Here is a 21333-nt window from a genome sequence, read left to right as displayed (position 1 = left end):
TTAATTCCGTAGGACAAGTTTCCCATTGCTCCTTATAATTATCCTAATTGGTGTATTATTAGTTTCGGCTAAACCATAGAAAAAAGCATCAATATATTCTGTATGAATGTTCTGAGGGAGTGAAAGCGCTAATTGAGCAAAACGAATTGGCTCGTTTTTTACACGCGACTGCAAATCACGAGCAAATTGCTTAATATCTGCTTCGGCAACAGTATCATTATCTATTTGAGTTAACTTATGGGGGGTAAATGCAGATGCTGGTGTTAATATTAACTTGCGCCATGCTTTATTAGAGAGTTTATTTTTTCCACGTAAGGGCGAGATGACAATCCCTCCAATACTGTTATTCGCCTTACAGAAATCAAAGTTAGTATAGGCGCTAAATTTCCGCTCTAGTACTGGAATTAAATTTTTTGATTTACACGATATGCGCTGCTGATCCAAGGTCGGCAATAAAAAATATTGGAGTTCCCCCCAATAACTATAATATAAGTTAACTCTTCTCGCTTTTAATTCTATCTTTATTTGTTCGATATCTATTGAGGATGGGAAAAAATAAATTATTTTCTCCAGTTGCCAAAATAATGCATCTGAACAATGTGGGGAGAATTTAGTGATAAGTTTTCCTGATAAAATCCAAGCAGGCTCAATATACTTATTGCCACAGGCTAAACGTGTTTTAGGAGCAGCCAATAGCCAGTTAATAACCTGATCGGCATGTTGATTTGATAAATTTAATAAAAGCGTTGCAACCAAATGTGTTATCACGGCATTTGATTTTTGCACATAAGGTGCAATCATGCTTAACAATATGTCTGGATCGGCTTCTAACTGTTGGCCTGCCAACTCAATGAGGATGAATAGCCCATGTTGAATACTACTTACATCTTGATAGTTGCTATACCAATATCGATAAAACCATTCATGAATAGCGTATTTATCTTGTTCTGAGTTAAAAACACGGTCTATATATTTTAACAAAAGCTTAATAGTTTCTTCGGGTATCTCTATGGCTAATTGTTTAATTTGTTTGAGTTCATCACTAGTCCAACGATAACGACTAGTTATCTGTTTAATATTTTTTTTACTTGATGAGTGTGGAGATTCGCAGATAACGTTTCTATACTGCTCTAATATTAATTCAATTAAAGATAGTACTCGTAATGGATGGGTTTTGCTAAGTGACGCCCAATTAATATAATTTGCCGTACAACCTAAATTGAGTAATCTTTTTCGAAGCTCAAAAATATCATCGGTATCATCTTCAATTGTCCAAGGTAGTGCAGAATATACCCTTTGATTCCATTGTTCTGATTGGCCAACGAAGTCAGATAGCTCTTTGATAATTAATTCTGAATCATTTGTCGCTATGGATCTGAGTAATCTAATAGCTATATTAATTAGATTATCATCGCTACTGTGTAGCCATTTTGAAATATACTGATTTTCAGTTAAGTAATGGATAATAGCACTATTTGAGTAACAACTTATCGTTAAGAATTTTTTACAAAGCGCCGGGGACTCGAGGATTTTATCAATGAGTGATTTTGCTGGTTTTTTAATATCTTTGATTTCTTTAATTGAGTTTAAAACTAAGTATTTTAGATGGAATCTAATATTATCATTGAATAAGATTGCCTCAACGCAGTTACAAAAGAGATCTTGCCCGGAATCCAATAGTATATTTAGCGCATATTTGAGATGCTCTCTTTTGGCTAAGGTTTGTGTTTCATAAGGACCAATTTCAAATAAGAGTCTTTCTGGGGACTCACTTCCTGCTTTAAAAAGTTTGGTGCCCACTAGATAATCAAATAAAGCTTGATGCCGAAAGCTGATTCTTTGGTTTTGTTTACTGAGTACCCCAACAGAAATTAGTGCCTCTAGCTGTTTTTTGGTCCCTATTTGTAGTGCACTTTCAGAAATTGATAATTGTGAGTGATTAATCATCAATGTCACAATATGATCAATAAAAATGGCTGCCTCTTGCTCTGTTACCTTACAATCGGTAATTTGTTTTAGTCTATCTTCCCAGAACGTTCTTACTAGTTCTAATTTATTATTAAATTGAGGAGCTGTTTGCGTACGTTGTGCAATAGATAAGTAGATACCTAACCATAAAGGAATTTTAAGTATCTCTTTTTTTTCCTTTGCTAAAGAAGAATAAGTTTCATATGGTGAAACTAAAGGGATTATTGTGTTTTCACCTAAAGAAGATAATGTGATATCTAAACGATTATCGTTAATGCTTTGTAGCCAACTGGATAAGGCAATATCTTCATTTAAATCAAATTCTCGTGATGCGAGAACAATGCAGATATCTTTCCCTTCTTTTCTTAACCTAATAATTTGCCGAACTATTTCTCTGCAAATATCTAATGCATTACTTGAATGTGATGCAGTCCATCTTATGGCATCGAGTTGATCAAGAATAAACACAACTTTTTGTTGTGATGTAAATTTAATTAAACTATGTACAGGAGAATAAGGAAACCCTAAAGACTTTCCAAATTCTTTTGAATTATCTTGAGGATGTCTTCTATCTAATCTAATAGGAACCGAAATTATATTGTTGGCTTTTAAATGATTATGCAACTCCAAAAGTAAAGCACTTTTTCCTGTTCCTGCCTCGGCTTTAATTAAGGTTACTGCGTTATCTTGAATTGAATTAATAATAGCGTTTAGTTCATTCCGCCGAATTAATGTATTGGAAATGAGAAACGGTTTAATTGACTCTTCAAACTCTGTGGAAAGCTTATCTAGTACAGTCGATATTCTGTGGTCATCGGGTACAATTCTTTGTTCAAAACCACTTGTTTTTAAATCGGTCAATAACTCTGATAATGTTATTTTTTTCCTTAGTTTCTTAAACTCTACTGGATAATTTTTGAGAAAACTTAATAGTTTTACTGGCTCATCTGAAAATAATGCCGAAGCCTTATCTTCAAGCTCACTTTGGGTATAACGATTAATAATATAGGGGGTAACTTTGAATTTTTGAAGAAAGTAAATGGCTCTTTTTATATCTGATGGGTCAGCAATATTTAATCCTAAATAATTGCAAATAGCAGTAAAATTTTTTTCGCGTTCTTTGCTAACCTTAATTTGGTATTCCATAAAATCATTAGGGTTCATGTTGCTATTAAGTGCAGTATCGCTGAGATCACTCATTTTTTTACTGGATAAGGGGGATACAAGATGAAACTCGGTAACTATCTGTTTTTCAATATTTCGTTCAATTTGAAATAACGCATTGCGAAAAATTTTGGATTCATTGAGTTGAGATAATGTCCAAAGCTCATTATAACCTACACCAACCTTACATTGATGATGCTCTGTATGATCTTGATCGATACCAATTATTACATCAACACCAACTTCATCATCACCAATAGGTTCGACGACAATCCATGTGATCTTTTCTTCAAGTAGACGAAGTAATTGGAGAGCAACCCAATTAGCTTCATATCCATTACCTAATTTTTCAGCATAGCCACCTGCTTCTAAAGCCATCTTATGTCCCTTATGATACCCTTACTGGTTATGATATATTTTTGAATAGTTTAATCTCAAATTCAGATAGTTCCATTAATGTAACTTAAGCACCACTTTTTACCATAATAGCAACAGAAGCAACCCACAATCGTTGATTCAACAATAATAAAATTTAGATATTTTGCTATCATTATATCCACTGTGTAAATCTACATTTAACAGCCACAATCGACTTCAAGACCGCTTTGAGATTCGTCCCCTTCTGTTGCATAACCATCTCGTTTCCACCAATCAAGACCGCCTATTAATTCTTTTACTTTAAATCCTAGCGTTAAAAGTTTAAGCGCCGCTTTAGTTGAGGCATTACAGCCAATACCGTCACAATAACAAATATAAATTTTATGTTTATCTAAATGGTCGGTTGTATGAAATGACATATCTTTATGCCATAAATTTACGGCTCCTGGTATATGTTCCTTTTTATATGCTTGAGGAGATCGAGCATCAATGATGGTTATATTTTCTTGCTTTATAATGGACGTGTATAAATCTGCTGAATCTAATTCAAAAGATAATTTTGCTTGATAATGACACATTTGCTCGATACTCATAAAAACTCCTTTTAAAATTTAAACGTGAAGAATATTGCCTAAAATATAGGCTAATCGATCAATTATCATATCAATGTTAATTTTATTTTCAATTAGCTGTTTATAACGCAAATATAAACTGTTTTGATTAAATTAAAGTAATTTTGTAGATCTATGTCTATTTTTTATTATTTTACCTAACAACGATCATTATTCCTTATAAAGAACCTAGATAAACGGTAATTTATTGCCACCAAACAATCTAATCATCTTATTGTGTGAATTTGGTAACTTTGATGATTATTAACTATCCTTTTTTAAGGATAAATTAAAGTAAAAATGATCTTTTTTTGGTTATGTGGATTTTGTTTTTACGGTTGAATGGTTGCGCTGTTATTTTTTTATGAAGATTTTTATGAAAAATATGGTAAATACGGAATCAGCGGTCGTCATTGGATTGCTAGCCAATGAGATTTTATTTATTTTTCATCCTAAATAAAGACACATATGAATAAACAAACATGATAGTAAGTACGATGAAAGTGATACCCCATAATTTTTGATAGGTGGAAATGTACTTTAAAGGAGAAATATCTATTTCTAACAACGCTAAAGAACATGCTGCTCCAATAATAATTCCTCCATTTTGAAAAAGCCTTAACAAGCCACCAATCATTGATTGTTTATCTTCTTTTTGATCCATTGCTATCTGAATTAATGAACTTTGAAACAGTCCGCCACCTAGTCCGTAGCACAAAGCAGCTATAACATAATTAAAGACTGAAATATTAAAACTAACCAAGAAAAATAAAGCAAAAGCAAACAACATAAGCGGTAAAGCATAAATTAGTATAATTTTATCATAATTTGAATTCATTACTTTTTTTACAAACACACTTAAAATAACGCCAATGGGTGAAGCAGTACAAATTAATCCTATATAATCAATAGTATAACTAGTTTCTCTAATAAATATGATAGGTGATGCTGAAAAAATAATGCCCGCTGTCAATCCAAATATCAAACTACTAATTGAAATGTATCTAATTGACGAGGTTAATAATAATTTAACAGGGAAAAAAGGATTGGAGCATTTTGACTCTATCCTCCAAAAAAATATAAATATGATTAAAGTAGAAATACCAATGAAACTTGTTTCAATCAGCGACAGATTTATATTGTTAGAATAAATAAGAGAAACACAACCGACTAACATTATGAAAAATAGTATCATTCCGTTTAAATCGAAAGTCTTTCTCATTAGTCTTTTTACTGCATTATTTATTTTTAAACAAAAAAAACAACCCACAATACACAAGGGAACATTAATTAGAAACAAGAATTGCCACCCCCATAATTTTAAAATAATACCGCCAAAAGAAGGTCCTAAAATTGGTCCTAAACTTATCGCCAACATTATGAAAGAATTTAATCTTATTTTCTGTTCACTTGATTGTAAACCAGCCAATCCCAAACAATTTGCTTGCAATAATGCGGCACCTATTCCTTGACCACACCTTGATAAAATAAGCTGATTTGCAGATTCAGAAAGCCCAGCAATTAATGAGGTTATCCCAAGAAGCAAGAAACCCAGTATTAAGGCCTTTTTTTGCCCCCAAAAGTCACCAAGCCAACCGCTAGGAATGAGAAAAATAATTAAAAATAATAAATATAAAGTAACAGATAATCCGATATATTCCAAAGAAACGTCAAAATTGATAGAAAATGCATTGAGTGCTAAGTTAATAATACCGGTATCTAGGGTTGATAAAAACAATCCTAAGCAACATATAATATAAATAGAAAATATAGGTTTAGAACTATCTGCTACTTTTGTCATTTATAGGCCTCATCTCAATATAATTAAACTATTAGCTGACTTCCTACAGAAGAAAGTGATTTTACCCGTAACCAACCGTCAGAAGTTGCAATAATTGGATATTCATTATGGTATTTAATTGTTCCGGGTGAAGCGATTTCTTGTATTAAGAAAAACTCATCGGCATCAGTAATCCGGATAGTTTTATTGTTTCCTAATGTGACCATAGCACCAGGTAAAGGAGATGCAGCTCGGATTATTTGCAATATATGCTGTGTAGTATCAGACCAGTTAATCTGCAAAAGATCTTCAGTAGGAGCACTATAATAGGTTCTATTTTCAGATGTTTGTGTTGTAGGAACCAAACAATCGTCAAAAGCATCATAAAGAATTTTATCTAATAATTGATAAGCTTTTTGAAAATGGCATTCTCTAATTTGATAAGAATTTTCATTACCATTTAGCGCTATTGCATATTGATCGATGATATCACCGCCATCAATAATATCTGCAACTCTGCAACAGGAGACACCACCTAATCGTTCACTATTCATAGCCATCCAGAAAAAGGGAGCCAATCCTGCATAACGTGGTAAAGGACTTGGATGAAAATTTAGCGCCCCTTTCTTTGCTAAATTGCATAGCTCAGAATTTAACTTTTTCTGAAAATTGCCAATCACAATTAAATCAGGATCAAATTGTTTAATAACCTTTAGAAAGTCCTGATTTTTTAAATCATCCTGCTCAATATGTTTAACATTGAGTTCTTTAACTATTTCTTTTATATCATAAAGTTGATTATCATATTGGTAATAATTAAATGGCATTAAACTTTCTCGGGTCACTAACATTACAGATGATACTTTTTCATGTTCGTGAATTCTTTTTAAAAACTCTATTCCATAGGGAGAGTTTTTTTCTGTAAATAATATTACCTTCATAATTCAATCCTTTGTTTTTATCTAACAATGTTATCGTTATCCCACCATTTACCATTAAAAAGACGGGCTTCCCATGAAGCGGTGTCAAAAAATGCATATCCTGGTTGTTCTGGCAATGATTTATAATTGGGAATTTTTTCTCCTAAACCAGCCATTTCTATAGTAAGCCTTTCTAGCAGCACTCCTTCAGCTAATGGGGGGCAAGCGGCAAATATAGGCATGCGTTTTAAATCAATAAACCAATGTTTCAACATCTCTCTTGATGGGTAATCTGGAATTTGAGGCATAATTCTCTCCATCAGCCTTAAAATAGCCTCTGGCGTTAATGTGGTATTTTCATCAATACCGTAAACGTCTTCTATATGCATTGATTCTTTAGTATATTTAAATATATAAGTCCCATGGGCAACTGTCGGGACTTTTAGAGCAAATTTAAATTTAGGTGATTTTCTAAAAGCACGATGTAAAGCATATCTATTTTTTACTTCATAAAAATCCATTTGATCTAGAATATAGTCGCATCCTTCAACAAATTCTTCGGCATTTTGAGGAAGAATACCATCCGTGAAAACATCAATATCAACATCAGGCGTTACGTCATTTACTAATTCAGCAACAACTTCTGCTTTGTTCCTCTTCAAATTCGCAGGAGAAGCACCTATCTGTCTATTGATATTCGATACATCGAAAGAGTCAGGATCTGCCAATTTTATTTTTTTTATACCTAACCGACCCAAACGGCTAGCTACCATACCGCCAATTCCTCCACACCCTGCTAAACCGACTGTAATATTACTAAGTTTTTGCTGGGTTTGTTTTTGCTCTTCTTCTGTATTACCTAACCAACCTAAACTACGATTGACTCTTTCCCAATAAAACTCTTGGTCAATATCAAAAGTACGATAAAAAATTCTATTTTTTTCATATTTTTTCATGTCTTTCTCTCTTATTTTTTGTTGGTGAAAATATCGGATCAGTTTATTTACTTTTTAAGGGTTATGTTTAAAAATAAATTTAAACAATTTATCTAAAGTATGTATTAATATGCTCTGTTTAAGTTATTTTGAATTGAATAATAATTAACAACATCATTGATCTTTCAGGGAGAATATTAAGAGTGAATAAATTATATTGTGAGGATCTAATACGATTTTCGGATGCAATGTCTGACTTCAATAGAGTGTTAATTATTACGGAATTGATGAATGGCAGAGCTCTTTCAGCCTCATGGCTAGCAAATCGATTAAATTTGTCACCACAAGCTACTCGTTTTCATTTAAAAAAATTAGAAGATGTTGAACTTATCCACCACAGGGCATGTGGTAAACATCGCTACTATGAAATAAAAAATCAAGATACAGCGATGTTTATTGAATCAACTTTTAAAGTTATCCCACCTAAAGAGGATTTATTTTTAACCAATGCTAATACTAAAGAGAAGTTTAAAGAAGCAAGAACATGCTATAAACATTTAGCGGGTTCATGGTCTGTTGCACTTACCCAGTCATTTATTGATAATAAATTTATTGTTATACAAAATAATTTTTTTGTGGTTACTGAGAATGGTAAAAATTTTTTTAATGAACATAAGTTATTAGTTAATATGTTAAATACGGCTTCTATTGGAAAGCGCTGTATAGATTTTTCTGAACATAGAGATCATATTGGCGGACCATTAGGGACTTTATTGCTGCAATCAATGCTACAACAAGAATGGTTCGTACAAAATAATAATAATCGCGAATTAACAATTACGTCAAAAGGTAGAAAAAAACTTAAATCTATTATTAATTGATAAATAGGAGGTTTAAAACTGTTTGATGATAAGCTCGTTTTATATTTGGTCAAAAAATATAGCACTGAATCTAACCAATAATCCGTTGAATATATTTCATCAAATGCGTCGCTTTCCTATAGTGAATAATACAACCACTTAAATTATCTCAAAAACTTTTAGATTGTGTGCATTTTTAAATACAAAACAGTTTTATCATGTAAAAAATATTCAGGAGTCTATACCGTTATTGTTCTAAATGTTAATTATTTATCCAAATAAATACCCAATCATGCTAATTCTTAGCGTGCCCTTTAGCCAAGGGCATTTTTTATATCAAATATAGGATAGCTATAATTAATAAATTAATTAAATCGTTATGACTATCTTATTGTAGGAACAATTTTATGTGCTTTAAAACTTCATCAGGTGCTTCTGTTGGCGGATGATGAGCGACGCCTTCCAATACAATAAGTCTACCATTAGCTACGTTATCACTGATTTCTTTATTGACTTCAATAGGGGTAGCTTGATCTTTATCACCACAAATAACAAGGGTTGGTACTCGAATTTCTGGTAAATAAGATCGGATATCTTGTCGTTTAATTGTTGCTGCATCAATAGCTAAACACAGACCGACTTCATTATAAGTGTGCATTAGCCGTCTTTCATTAGCAGCCTGCTCTGTATTACTATTTATCCATTCAGATGAGTTGGCAAGTGATTGTATTCGTATAAAAAGTTGCTCTTTCTCGTCAAATGAACCTTTAGCAATAATATGTTTGGTTTCTTGCCATCTTGGCAACCTTTCGCTATATTCTTTGCGTGCAGAGGTGCCTATTACTATCAGATTAGCGACGAGTGATGAATGTAAAGCAGCAAGTAAAATCGCAATCATCCCTCCCTGACTTTGCCCTATCAATGTAACGGGAGATAGTTTTAATTCACTAATAAATAAAGCAATATCTTGAGCCAAGTCCTCCAACGTCCAACCTTGTTTAGGATAATCACTGTGACCGTGTCCGGGTAAATCAAACGTGATACAACGATAATTCTTTTCTAGTTGTGTAACCAGAGACTCGAAAATAGCTCTATCGGCAAATAATCCATGCATGAAGATTAATGTAGGGCCGTTTCCTCGGTCAGAATAAGCATATCGTGTGCCGTTAAGTTTAATTTCTTTTTTAGTAAAATCGTTAGTAAAGTTAAAACTCCGTGATAATAGTAATGAATCTTCGAAAATATGGTATCTAGCAATTTTTCCGTCACGTAAAGTAAAATGGATAGCCATATCGCTGCTAATAAAATGGCCAGTTTTATTTACTGAATAACGAAAATCACCCAATACAATCGCTTCATTTCCGTCAATTAATGTATTGTTAATATTGACTGCAATAGGATTTAATTGCTTTGGAAAAGCTCTCATCCAGTTGGCAATTTGTTGCTTACCTGAGGCAAGACCAATACTAAAAATATTAGCATCGCCATCTACATGCCAGACCACATCTTCCGTAAGTAATGAAAGTGCTTTATCGATATCTCCTTGTGCAATGGCTTTAAAATAGCTTTGTATAATATCTTTGGTGGGTAATAATTTTCGTTTATCTGTCATTAAATGCATCTCCATTAAGATCAGTGAATCTACCGATTTGTCAGAAACTTGATAAATCTATGCTATGCCATTGCAATAAAGATGAAAATGCAAAATAATGCCAGACTACTTTGCAAAAATAGAAAACATGCGTAATTAAGATAATGAAGAATCAATTAAATTGGGATGATTTACGGTATTTTTTACATGTTGCGAGAACAAATAATTTAACGCAATCGGCACTGGAGTTAAAAGTCAGTCAATCTACCATTGCTCGAAGAATTAGTGGTCTAGAAAAAGATATAAAAATTACACTATTTACTCGCCATCAAACTGGATATTTTTTAACTGATCAAGCAAAAGGTATTTTTCAATATGCGCTGGCTGTAGAAGCTAAGATAATGGGATTTGAATCTGCTGTCGATTCAGTAAAAGATGATGTGGCAGGTACCGTGAAATTAGCGACAGCAGAGAACATGGCGATTGAGGTGATTATTCCAGCATTACCAAAACTATATCAAAAATATCCTAATTTACGCTTAGAAATAGTGACTAGTCCCAATACTGTTGGTTTTCTAAAGCATGAAGTTGATATTGCTCTGCGCTCTGTGCGACCAGAACAAGATAATTTATTAGTCAGACGTGTTGGAAAAATGTCATATAGCCTTTTTGCGCATACAAAATATCTGGCTAATTTTAAGAAACCTTACACCAAGCATATAGATCAGTATCAGTTTATAACTTGGGATAGTGTTTATTCTCATCTACCTAGTGCCCGCTGGTTAGCCAAACATATCCCGAATGCTCAATCAATTCTTGCAACAACCAGTATCGCTACTCAGTTAGCTTCAGTAAAAGCCGGGTTAGGTATTGCTGTATTGCCGAATTTATTGACTGCACATGATAAAAAGCTGATTGCTATAAAAGAAGATGTTTTTGCAGATGATCTTTGGATAGTATCTTATGCGGAATTACGCTCATCAAAAAATATAAGAGCAGTTATTGATTTTATTGTTCAGGAACTTAATGAATTTAAATTAATTGATTCATTATAGCGCAGTGCGGGCTCTATGGGGAAGTTGGATTATACATTTTTCATTAACTCCATTTATAAATGCAACAGGTCTTAGTTGTGTTTGGATTAACTGCATCCCTGCTGTTCGAATAAAGGATATGACTAAGAATTACTATAAAAAGTTAATTATTGCTAACACGCATAGGAGTAACAAACAGCAAACAAAAAAACACCTGCCCAACATTAGTACCATGGTTCTTATATCGTTTCATAGTCTGATGGGCTTAGGTGGTTTTATATCCATTTAGGTTATGTGCTTCAATCGCTTATGAAGATTGCTGACGAGCATATTCAACCATATCTTTTGGGTAATACATAAAACGATGTAAGGTACTATCATCAATATTTTTTAAATATGCAACGGCTGCTGCTTCAAAACACCAGTAGCCATGGAAAGAACAACAATCTCTGGAGTCTCCTTGTTGCAATAAGTGAATATCAATATAAACATTTCCTGCTTTACGTAGCCCATCGTACCAACGACGCAAGTATTCATCTAAGAATTTTAAAGCATCTTTAGGTTTTTCTGCATGAATCGCTTTATAAAGGGGATTACGAAAGCTGAGTGATCGCGGTGTTTTTTCTTCAGTAATCGGATAGTTAGAAATTTTCATGGCAATCAAACTATCTAACGCTTTTTCTCGATTTTCTTGGTCAAAATCCACAGCTTTAACAATAGTTTCAAACCAATCTTGGCGTTTAAATAAAATAGCTAAACCTAATAAATTTGATAATGTTTCCGTTTCAAAATATTCCGTCAGGATAGTAATATCCATTCTATCATTAGGATTGGCAATATTATATTTATCTACATAATCGATAGAACTTTGTATATATTTTAAAATACACTCCATTCTGGATGATAATCCAATGATTTTTTTACCTACGGTATAATCTAAACAGAGTTGTTGATATTGTAGTCCTATCATAAATTCAGCATAACCATCTTTTTCCCTTTTCATATCACTATCAACCATACTAATTAGTTTGGTTAGTCTTTCTTGGAAATAATAGTAAAAATCCTCATCTAATAGTTTCTGACGACGTTGTTGTTCAAATTCGGACATATTAATGTTTCTCCTTTACTACTTTATTTTTTCTTACTTTTACTACCTTGGCCTTCGAGACGTAGTTGCTTTTCTTTAATAATATTTTCAATAGTAGGTTCACCATATTAGTGAAGCGGTTGGAATACCGAATGCTATAGTAAAGGCCATATCTCCCGTTATTTCAGCATAACTATTTTTTTCATCTTGAGTAGACTCTTCATTAACGGTATCAAGTTGCTCATTATCCTATTCAAACGCTTCATCATACTTTGATTTTTCTAAGAATCATCGATCGATAAATTTTAATATTTATTAACGACATTCAAAGCGTAACTACGTAACCAAAAATTGAATTGACTATCCTTGTCATTGTCTATCATAGTTTCTGATTTGTGGATCTCAAATTTAAAAGTTTTAACAAGCAGTACTGCCGTTACAAATTAGAGGATATGACTGAGAATTACTATAAAAAGTTAATTATTGTTAACACTCATAGGAGTAACAAACAGCAAACAAAAAAACACCTGCCCAACATTAGTACCATGATACTTATACCGTTTCATAGTCTGATGGGTTTAGGTGGTTTTATTTCTAGTTAGGTTATGTGCTTCAATCGCTTATGAAGATTGCTGACGAGCATATTCAACCATATCTTTTGGGTAATACATAAAACGATGTAATGTACTATCATCAATATTTTTTAAATATGCAACGGCTGCCGCTTCAAAACACCAGTAACCATGAAATGTACAACATTCTCGTGAATCACCTTGTTGTATTAAATGGCTATCAATGTAAACATTACCTGCTTTACGTAATCCATCATACCAACGGCGTAAATATTCATCTAAGAATTTTAAAGTATCTTTAGGTTTTTCTGCATGAATCGCTTTATAAAGAGGATTACGAAAGCTGAGCGATCGCGGTGTTTTTTCTTCGGTAATCGGATAGTTAGGAATTTTCATAGCAATCAAACTATCTAATGCCTTTTCTCGATTTTCATAATCTAAATCGACCGCTTTAACAATCGTTTCCAACCAGTCTTGGCGTTCAAATAAAATACATAAACCTAATAAATTTGATAATTTTTCAGTCTGAAAGTACTCGGTTAAAATTGTAATGTCAGCCCTATCACCTGGATGAGCGAGATTATATCGTTTAACGTGATCAATTGTATTCTCGGTATAATTTATTATTTTCTCCATCGTCGGTAATAAATCAGCAATAGGTTTACCTGCTGTATAATCAAGACATAATTGTTGATAATAAAGATCTATCATTGGTTCCAGATAAGGATCTTCAATAGCTTGTATTGTTTTTTTAAACTCCTTTATCTCCCATTCAAATCTTTCTTGAACAAATGGATAAAAATCTTCATCCAATAATTTTTGGCGACGTTGTTTTTCAAATTCTGACATATTTATTTCATCTCCTTGGCTTTATTTCTTCGACTTATTTTTCTTACCTTTATTTTCAAGACGTTCACGTTTGGCTTTAATAATATTTTCAATAGTCGGCTCACCATATTTATGTATCACTATACCTTCAGTACCATCATGACGAGTATGATCAAGTTCAGATTTATCATTCAATAGTGCGTCAATATGTGATAATCCTGGGTCAACTAAAAGCGATACGACAATAATATGTCGTGTATACATGCTATTGCCTATTTTTCCAGATCTAAAATCATTATTAATGCTCTTAGGTAATTTGGCTATCTCTATTTTTATTCTTTCCTGTACCCAATGATGATCCATCTGAATAATAGGTTTACCTTCATGTTTTTTCTTTAAAACTCCTAATTTACTCGCAACGTATTTAGTCGTTGGTCTTGCCACCCCAGTAGTGGCTTTTGCTTCAATCACTGCATATTTTTTACCTTGGTTATTAAGAGGATCTGCTCGCCAAAAGCCGTCTATCCCATCTTCATTACCTATCGCATGGTTTTTGTTAAGTTTATAGCCCTCATTAAGTTTACCTAAACTAATAGAACTCGGTTCCGTACGCCAAGTTCCTTGCCTGTATTTATCATGACCATCCCAATGATCTTTGCCCCAGCCTAATTTCTCTAAACAATAATAATCAGCAATATGTTCCCCTACTCCACCAATAACAAAGTTCATATTGATATTGTTAAACTTACTTCTGATTCGAGCTGTTAAATTACCTTGGCTTTTTGATACGGTCGGTTTACTGTTCCCCTTATTCGTTGTGCCTGTCCCTTGATTGGTATTTTTAGACGTGGTGTTGCTAGTTTTTGCTGAATTTTTGCGTCGCATTATACAACGCTCAATAGCAATTCGTACAGCTGGTGCTAGTATATCTTCAATTATAGTAGCCAATTGCTTACTAATTTCACGTAAAAAACCATCTAGCTTTTCTGGTAAACCTAACCAACGAGCAGCGGTATAATCATTAAGTTCTGCAACACATTTTTCACGAACCTCATCCAAATAACCCTGTAACATAGGTACATCAATCATTTGTGTCAGATACTTCTCGGGATTGAGGGGTAAGTCCATTTTAAAAAGCCGATTAGCCTCTTCTAAAATTGCCACAACCACATCAAACATTACTGGACCATAATACTGCGGTTTTCTAATTAAAGATTTAAATGCAAGCCGAAAACCACCACCAATTCCAGGAATAACACAGATAATACCCATTAATAATTGAAATTTTGCTTGTGATTTTTCGGGCGAGTTATCTTTTGCTTGGAACATATCCCATGCAGCTTTAGCCACTTCAGAAACGGCAACAACTAGTGAAGCGGGTGGAATACTGGATGCTATAGCAAAGGCCATATCCCCCATGATTTCGGCATAAGCTTTTTTTTCATCTTCGGTAGACTCTTCATTAACGGTATCAAGTTGCTCATTATCCTATTCAAACGCTTCATCATACTTTGATTGTTCAAAGAATCATCGTTCGATAAATTTTAATATTTATTAGCGACATTCAAAACGTAACCAAAAATTGAATTGACTATGCTTGTCATTGTCTATCGTAGTTCCTGATTTGTGTATCTCAAATTTTAAAGTTTTAACAAGCAGTACTGTTGTTACAAATTAGAGGATATGACTGAGAATTACTATAAAAAGTTAATTATTGTTAATACTCATAGGAGTAACAAACAGCAAACAAAAAAGCACCTGCCCAACACAATTACTATGATACTTATACCGTTTCATAGTCTGATGGGTTTAGGTGGTTTTATTTCTAGTTAGGTTATGTGCTTCAATCGCTTATGAAAATTGCTGACGAGCATATTCAACCATATCTTTTGGGTAATACATAAAACGATGTAATGTACTATCATCAATATTTTTTAAATATGCAACGGCTGCTGCTTCAAAACACCAGTAACCATAAAACGAACAACATTCTCGTGAATCACTTTGTTGCATTAAATGAATGTCCATATAAACATTGCCGGCTTTACGCAATCCATTATACCAACGGCGTAAATATTCATCCAAGAATTTTAAAGTATCCTCAGGTTTTTCTGCATGAATCGCTTTATAAAGAGAATTACGAAAGCTGAGTATTCGCGGTGTTTTTTCTTCGGTAATCGGATAGTTAGGAATTTTCATAGCAATCAAACTATCTAATGCTTTTTCTCGATTTTCATAATCTAAATCGACAGCTTCAACAATCGTTTCTAACCAGTCTTGCCGTTCAAATAAAATACATAAACCTAATAAATTTGATAATTTTTCAGTCTCAAAGTACTCGGTTAAAATTGTAATTTCTTCTCTTTCATCTGGATGAGCGAGATTATATCGTTTAACGAAATCAATTGTATCTTCGGTATAATATATTACTTTATCCATTATCGGTAATAAATCAGTAATCGGTTTACCAGCCGTATAATCAAGGCATAATTGTTGATAATAAACTTCTATCAATCCTTCCCGATAAGGATCTTCTATAGCCTGTGCCCTTTGTTTTAAATCTTCTATCTGCCAATCAAACATTTTTTTAATATAAGGGTAAAAATCTTCATCCAATAATTTTTGGCGGCGTTGTTTTTCAAATTCTGACATATTATTTTATCTCCTAAGGCTTTTTTCTATTACTTTTAAGACGTTTACGTTTGAATTCAATAATATTTTCAATAGTCGGCTCACCATGTTTATGTATCACTATACCATTATGAAAACTATGATCAAACTCATCCGGCATCACCACATTTCCATGATCACCATGATCACCATGATCACTATAACCCCGCAACAACGATTCAATATGTATTTTTCCCGGATCAACTAATAAGGATACTACAATAATATGGCGTGTATACGGGACAATCTTTGAGTTCATACCTCTAAAATCATTTTGAATGTCAATTGGTAATTTGATTAACTCTTTTTTTAATCTTGCTCGTATCCAATTACGATCCATCTGAATAATAGGTTTACCTCTAAATTTTTTCTTTAAAACTGACAATCTACTCGCAACATATTTAGTCGTTGGATATGCTGCCCCAATGGTTGCTTTTGTTTCAATCACAGCATATTTTTTATCTTGGTTAGTAAGAGGATTTGCCCGCCATAATCCATCGATCCCTTTATCATTACCTATCGCATGGTTTTTGTTAAGTATATAGTTATCATTAAGTTTACCTAAAGTAATAGAACTCGGTTTCGTACGCCAAATTCCTTGTTTATGTTTGTCATGTCCATTCCATTGATCTTTGCCCCAGCCTAATACCTCTAAACAATAATAATCTGCAATATGTTCCCCCACTCCACCAATAACAAAGGCCATATTGATATCGTTAAACTTACTTCTGATTCGAGCGGATAAATTACCTCGGCTTTTTGATACGGTCGGTTTACTGTTCCCCTTATTCGTTGTACCTGTCCCAGGATTGGTATTTTTAGATGTAGTGTTGCTAGGTTTTGCTGAATTTTTGCGTCGCATAATACAACGCTCAATAGCAATTCGTACAGCTGGTGCTAGTACATCTTCAATTATAGTAGCTAATTGCTTACTAGTTTCACGTAAAAACCCATCTAGCATCCCAGGTAAATCTAACCAACGAGCAAAGGCATAGTCGTTAAGCTCTGCAACACATTTTTCACGAACATCATCCAAATAACCCTGTAACACAGGTACATTAATCATTTGTGTCAGATACTTCTCGGGATTGAGGGGTAAGTCCATTTTAAAAAGCCGATTAGCCTCTTCTAAAATTGCCACAACCACATCAAACATTACTGGACCATAATACTGCGGTTTTCTAATTAAAGATTTAAATGCAAGCCGAAAACCACCACCAATTCCAGGAATAACACAAATAATACCCATTAATAATTGAAATTTTGCTTGTGATTTTTCGGGCGAGTTATCTTTTGCTTGGAACATATCCCATGCAGCTTTAGCCACTTCAGAAACGGCAACAACTAGTGAAGCGGGTGGAATACTGGATGCTATAGCAAAGGCCATATCCCCCATGATTTCGGCATAAGCTTTTTTTTCATCTTGGGTAGACTCTTCACTATCGGCATCATCTTCATCAAATTCATCATCATCTTCTTCTTCAAACTCTATTTCATCATCTTCGGGTCGAACTTCTTCATCATTGTATTCGTTAGTCATTATTCTTTTCCCTGTTTTTGTTTACCGATTTCGAGGTATTCTTCTGTGTAAGCAAGCTGACTATCGATATAAGCCTTCAATTCTTCCGGGGTTATATTGATGTGTTCTTGCAATTGCGCGGCTACGCTCGTTTTAGAATAATCTTCCGTTTCATATTCTTTCAATGATGGTAAAATTGCGTCATCCGTACTGTAACCAAAAAAGACATTGGCATGACCTAGAGGTGTATCCTCAAGTAAAGCCTCTCCATTATCATCCAAAATACCTTCTCGAACAGAACCATCATCAAATTCAACGCGATAACTCACTCTAGGAATAGGATTCAAATCACTGTCATGATAAAAAAGTTTGAGCTGCCCAGTGTTATCAACAAACGGAACAGGTAAGGATGTGGGGGTTAGATTGATTTGTGATGGACCTATTTTTTCAAGCGACGCGGATTTCACTCTCACATTACCTGATGTTCCTAGCTCTATACCACTGGCATCAATTTTGATATAAGATCCACCACAAACAAATGTTAAATCTTTTGACGCTGTAACTAGTACAGAACCATCCACGCTGTCAATCTTAATATTCTGTTTAGCGATCAAATCCATTGCATCATTTTGTGCCTGAATTTCGGTCTTACCTTGAGAGGCGAACATTTTAATTCCGTCGTGTTGAGCAAAAAAGCCTAGTGCCTTTTCTGCTGCTAAGGTAATTGTTTGGGATGTACTAATATCGGTGTTTTTTTCTGCAATAAGAGAAATACTCTGAGCACTTGACAATTGTATATTTTTTGGACTAAGCAGACCAATTCCTTGTTGCGCGTAGCCAAGAATACCACTTTCAGATAACTGACTAAGTGCAGTTTTAAGTTGTTGTTGATTCGGTATATCGGCTAAATGGGCTTGTGAATTTTTAGCCGCATTCTGCAATGATTTAGCAATAGATAAAGCATTCTCAAGTTGAGCAATCGCGTCTTGCATATCCAACTGGTTTCCCTGTGCTTTAGACTGGGTGTCCGTTGTTAAATATAATCCCTTTTGAGCAGCAATCGCCCCCCACTGATCGGTACGTAGTTCAAAACCTTCACCTCGTTGTTTTTTCTTTTTATCAACTAAGTGCCCTAAATTTATTTGTGTTTTACCATATTCTGTCGCCAATTTAATATGTTCTTGTCCACGCTTATCGTCCATCCTTAGTTTATTATTTGCAGGTGTTCGGATCACATTACGGTGTTTATTAGCGGTAGAAACGTGATCAGGATGGCTACTATCATGCAGTGCATAAGCAATATAGGGGCGATCAGGATTACCTTCTGTGAATGCTATTGCAACTTCAGTGCCATTAATTAAAGGAAAATGGAATCCATAAAGATTGCCGGCGTAAGGCTTTGCAAGACGAACCCATAAACTCTCTTCACCATTTTTCCATGTCTTTAAATCATATTCAAACTTAACCCGATAACGACCCTTAACATCTATGTAGCCATAGGTATCATTATCTGGGCTTGTTACGCGAGCAGGAAGAGTACCATTTATCTCTGGCCAAGGTAGGGGATTAGGTCTATAAGGTTTGAGAACATCAAAAGGGATTGCGGTAAATCTGAGTTCATAAGGATTAACTCTGTCTCCTACAGATTCAATACTTAAAATCATTACACCTTCAGTTAAGCTCTGACTAAGCGGATGCCCTTTCAACAATACTCTTTGTCCGGGGGTAAGTGTATATTCATTACTGGTACCCTTAATCAATATTTGCTCACTAATATGTCGTTGATGACGAATTTTTGCATACCATAAACCACTTTCTGGTTCAGTTTCACTACCTAGTTGTTTATAATGTTCCGAATAACCGTAGTCAATACCATATGTGGTTTCATCCTTTGGCTGAGTATTAACTTCATCTGACATGTTAGTCTGTGCTTGGCGATAATTATAATCCTGTACTAAAACAGAGGCTGTCACCATTTTACTATGAGTTTGTAAAGACCAAACACTGCTTGTACCACCGTCATTCGTTCCAGTTGGTTGTTTAAATGTTATTGAGCCTGCATTTTCTAAACCTTGTTCATAATCACTAATAACTAATACATCACAGTGATGTTTAGCATCACTTTCAAATCTAAACCAAACACCTATATCAGCTAAAATTCGTTGTATAAAAGTCAAATCACTTTCCTGCCATTGGGTGATAAATTCACGTGCAGGATAAGCTTCCTTAAGTTCAAGACGGTAATCTACCCCCGTAAAACCATGTTTACGTAATACTTCTTCAACTACTGCAATGACACTCTGGTTTTGATAAATAGCACTATAGCGATTTAAGTTGAGCAACACCAAACGAGGTTCAAGCACAATTTTGTAATGTGCCTCTTCTTTATTGACAGCTATTTGGCTAAATTCACTTACTACCCCATGAAGTAACCGTTCTTTAATGTGATTATCTGAAAAGGTTATCGTCTTAGTGATATTAAAACTAAGCTTAGGGTTGAATGTAAGGGTGGCTTTTTGGGCTAATACGGACTGAACCAAAATACTCTTATCAGTTGAAGTTACGATCACCTCATAACGCCATGGTTGGTTTAATGTTTCCTCGCCGGTGAGGGATAATACAGAGAGTGAAGAGTTTAAATTATCAATTGTAAGTGTATATTGATTGGATGCTTTCAATTTTCCTAACTGATCAAATGCTATAGGTATATCAACCATTAGCTCTCCTTATTGTTTTTATTATGAGTAATTATTATTTTTATAAAATTTTAACAAACTTAGTTAATTAATAAAAATACTATTATTAACAATTTATAGCAAACATAAATTTATAACTAGTCAGATAAATTCTTCAAACTTGACGCTGTTATCCCCTTTCCTACAAATCGAACAATACAGGTTATTCATTACAAATCCGAGTCTTTCTTCTAGTTTACTGGCTAACTGTTTGTTTACCGTGAAATTGCTTGACGAAGCAGCATAAATAACGACGTTAGGTTTGCATTAACCATCAAGGTTGAAGGTAATACACAACCAAATCAATTAACAAAAATAAAAATGAACGTGATTTGCCTTCAAATTCCCAACAAAATTCATTGCATTATGAAAAAATAGAGATTTGAATGAGAATATACTATAGTATTAGAAAACAAGTATCTTGGTAGATTAAGGGAGAATTATTGAGTCAACATTACACAATATGGAGGGGGGAGTCGCTTGAGTTTAAATAGCCATTTACACTATAGATACTGTATTATAATATTAAATCTACAAATAAAATAATTAATATAATGATGAGGAAATTTATGTTAAAAAAATACTGCATTCTGCTAGCTGTTTTGTTTTTTATTCCGATTTGTTTTGCTAACAGTATACCTGAAAAAGACGTTAAAACTTTAGAACTAGCTGGAGTTAAGT

General features: G+C 33.8%; 14 protein-coding genes. 2 read left to right on the top strand and 12 right to left on the bottom strand.

The window, feature by feature from the left end; genetic code table 11:
- The 5 genes from FPB0191_RS05190 to FPB0191_RS05170 form a co-directional block, all read right to left on the bottom strand.
- The gene (locus FPB0191_RS05190; RefSeq protein WP_202965383.1) at positions 1 to 3510 is read right to left on the bottom strand and encodes an NACHT domain-containing protein; all 3510 of its coding nucleotides are present in this window, start codon (positions 3508 to 3510) and stop codon (positions 1 to 3) included.
- Positions 3511 to 3707: 197 nt separating this feature from the next.
- On the bottom strand, positions 3708 to 4103 hold the full coding sequence (locus FPB0191_RS05185; RefSeq protein ID WP_039104468.1) for a rhodanese-like domain-containing protein: 396 nt from the start codon (positions 4101 to 4103) through the stop codon (positions 3708 to 3710).
- A gap of 454 nt (positions 4104 to 4557) precedes the next feature.
- Complete coding sequence (locus FPB0191_RS05180; RefSeq protein ID WP_039104467.1) at positions 4558 to 5922, bottom strand: MFS transporter; 1365 nt, start codon at positions 5920 to 5922, stop codon at positions 4558 to 4560.
- Positions 5923 to 5945: 23 nt separating this feature from the next.
- Complete coding sequence (locus FPB0191_RS05175) at positions 5946 to 6842, bottom strand: methionyl-tRNA formyltransferase (protein WP_052236788.1); 897 nt, start codon at positions 6840 to 6842, stop codon at positions 5946 to 5948.
- Between the two features lie 17 nt (positions 6843 to 6859).
- Positions 6860 to 7777: a ThiF family adenylyltransferase gene (locus FPB0191_RS05170; protein ID WP_039104466.1), complete on the bottom strand. Its 918-nt coding sequence runs from the start codon at positions 7775 to 7777 to the stop codon at positions 6860 to 6862.
- 182 nt (positions 7778 to 7959) lie between these two features.
- Between FPB0191_RS05170 and FPB0191_RS05165 the strand changes: the two genes are divergently transcribed.
- On the top strand, positions 7960 to 8637 hold the full coding sequence (locus tag FPB0191_RS05165) for an ArsR/SmtB family transcription factor (protein WP_110021846.1): 678 nt from the start codon (positions 7960 to 7962) through the stop codon (positions 8635 to 8637).
- A gap of 367 nt (positions 8638 to 9004) precedes the next feature.
- Here FPB0191_RS05165 and FPB0191_RS05160 read toward each other — a convergent pair whose 3' ends face one another.
- Positions 9005 to 10228, bottom strand: coding sequence for an alpha/beta fold hydrolase (locus tag FPB0191_RS05160; protein WP_162485156.1), 1224 nt, complete (start codon positions 10226 to 10228; stop codon positions 9005 to 9007).
- A gap of 143 nt (positions 10229 to 10371) precedes the next feature.
- Here FPB0191_RS05160 and FPB0191_RS05155 point away from each other — a divergent pair, with 143 nt between their 5' ends.
- A complete protein-coding gene (locus FPB0191_RS05155) occupies positions 10372 to 11262 on the top strand; it encodes a LysR family transcriptional regulator (protein WP_039104463.1) in 891 nt (296 codons plus the stop codon).
- Between the two features lie 286 nt (positions 11263 to 11548).
- Here the strand turns inward: FPB0191_RS05155 and FPB0191_RS11660 are convergent, their stop codons facing one another.
- From FPB0191_RS11660 to FPB0191_RS05120, 6 genes are all read right to left on the bottom strand, one after another.
- Positions 11549 to 12349 carry a PoNe immunity protein domain-containing protein gene (locus FPB0191_RS11660; RefSeq protein ID WP_052236786.1) on the bottom strand — a complete coding sequence of 267 codons (801 nt, stop codon included), beginning with the start codon at positions 12347 to 12349 and terminating at the stop codon, positions 11549 to 11551.
- A gap of 599 nt (positions 12350 to 12948) precedes the next feature.
- Entirely contained in the window at positions 12949 to 13749 is an 801-nt protein-coding gene (locus FPB0191_RS05140; protein WP_052236785.1) for a PoNe immunity protein domain-containing protein, read from the bottom strand.
- A gap of 21 nt (positions 13750 to 13770) precedes the next feature.
- Entirely contained in the window at positions 13771 to 15138 is a 1368-nt protein-coding gene (locus tag FPB0191_RS11655; RefSeq protein ID WP_110021847.1) for a hypothetical protein, read from the bottom strand.
- A gap of 441 nt (positions 15139 to 15579) precedes the next feature.
- Entirely contained in the window at positions 15580 to 16380 is an 801-nt protein-coding gene (locus FPB0191_RS05130; protein ID WP_039104460.1) for a PoNe immunity protein domain-containing protein, read from the bottom strand.
- 13 nt (positions 16381 to 16393) lie between these two features.
- Complete coding sequence (locus tag FPB0191_RS05125) at positions 16394 to 17938, bottom strand: hypothetical protein (protein WP_039104458.1); 1545 nt, start codon at positions 17936 to 17938, stop codon at positions 16394 to 16396.
- Positions 17938 to 20634 (bottom strand): type VI secretion system Vgr family protein, encoded by a 2697-nt coding sequence (locus FPB0191_RS05120; RefSeq protein ID WP_052236783.1) that lies wholly within the window; start codon positions 20632 to 20634, stop codon positions 17938 to 17940. The genes FPB0191_RS05125 and FPB0191_RS05120 overlap by 1 nt, the downstream gene beginning before the upstream one ends.
- Between the last annotated feature and the right edge of the window lie 699 nt (positions 20635 to 21333).

The organism is Frischella perrara, from assembly GCF_000807275.1.
GTDB lineage: Bacteria > Pseudomonadota > Gammaproteobacteria > Enterobacterales > Orbaceae > Frischella > Frischella perrara.
This window is presented reverse-complemented; position numbering and strand designations above follow the sequence as displayed.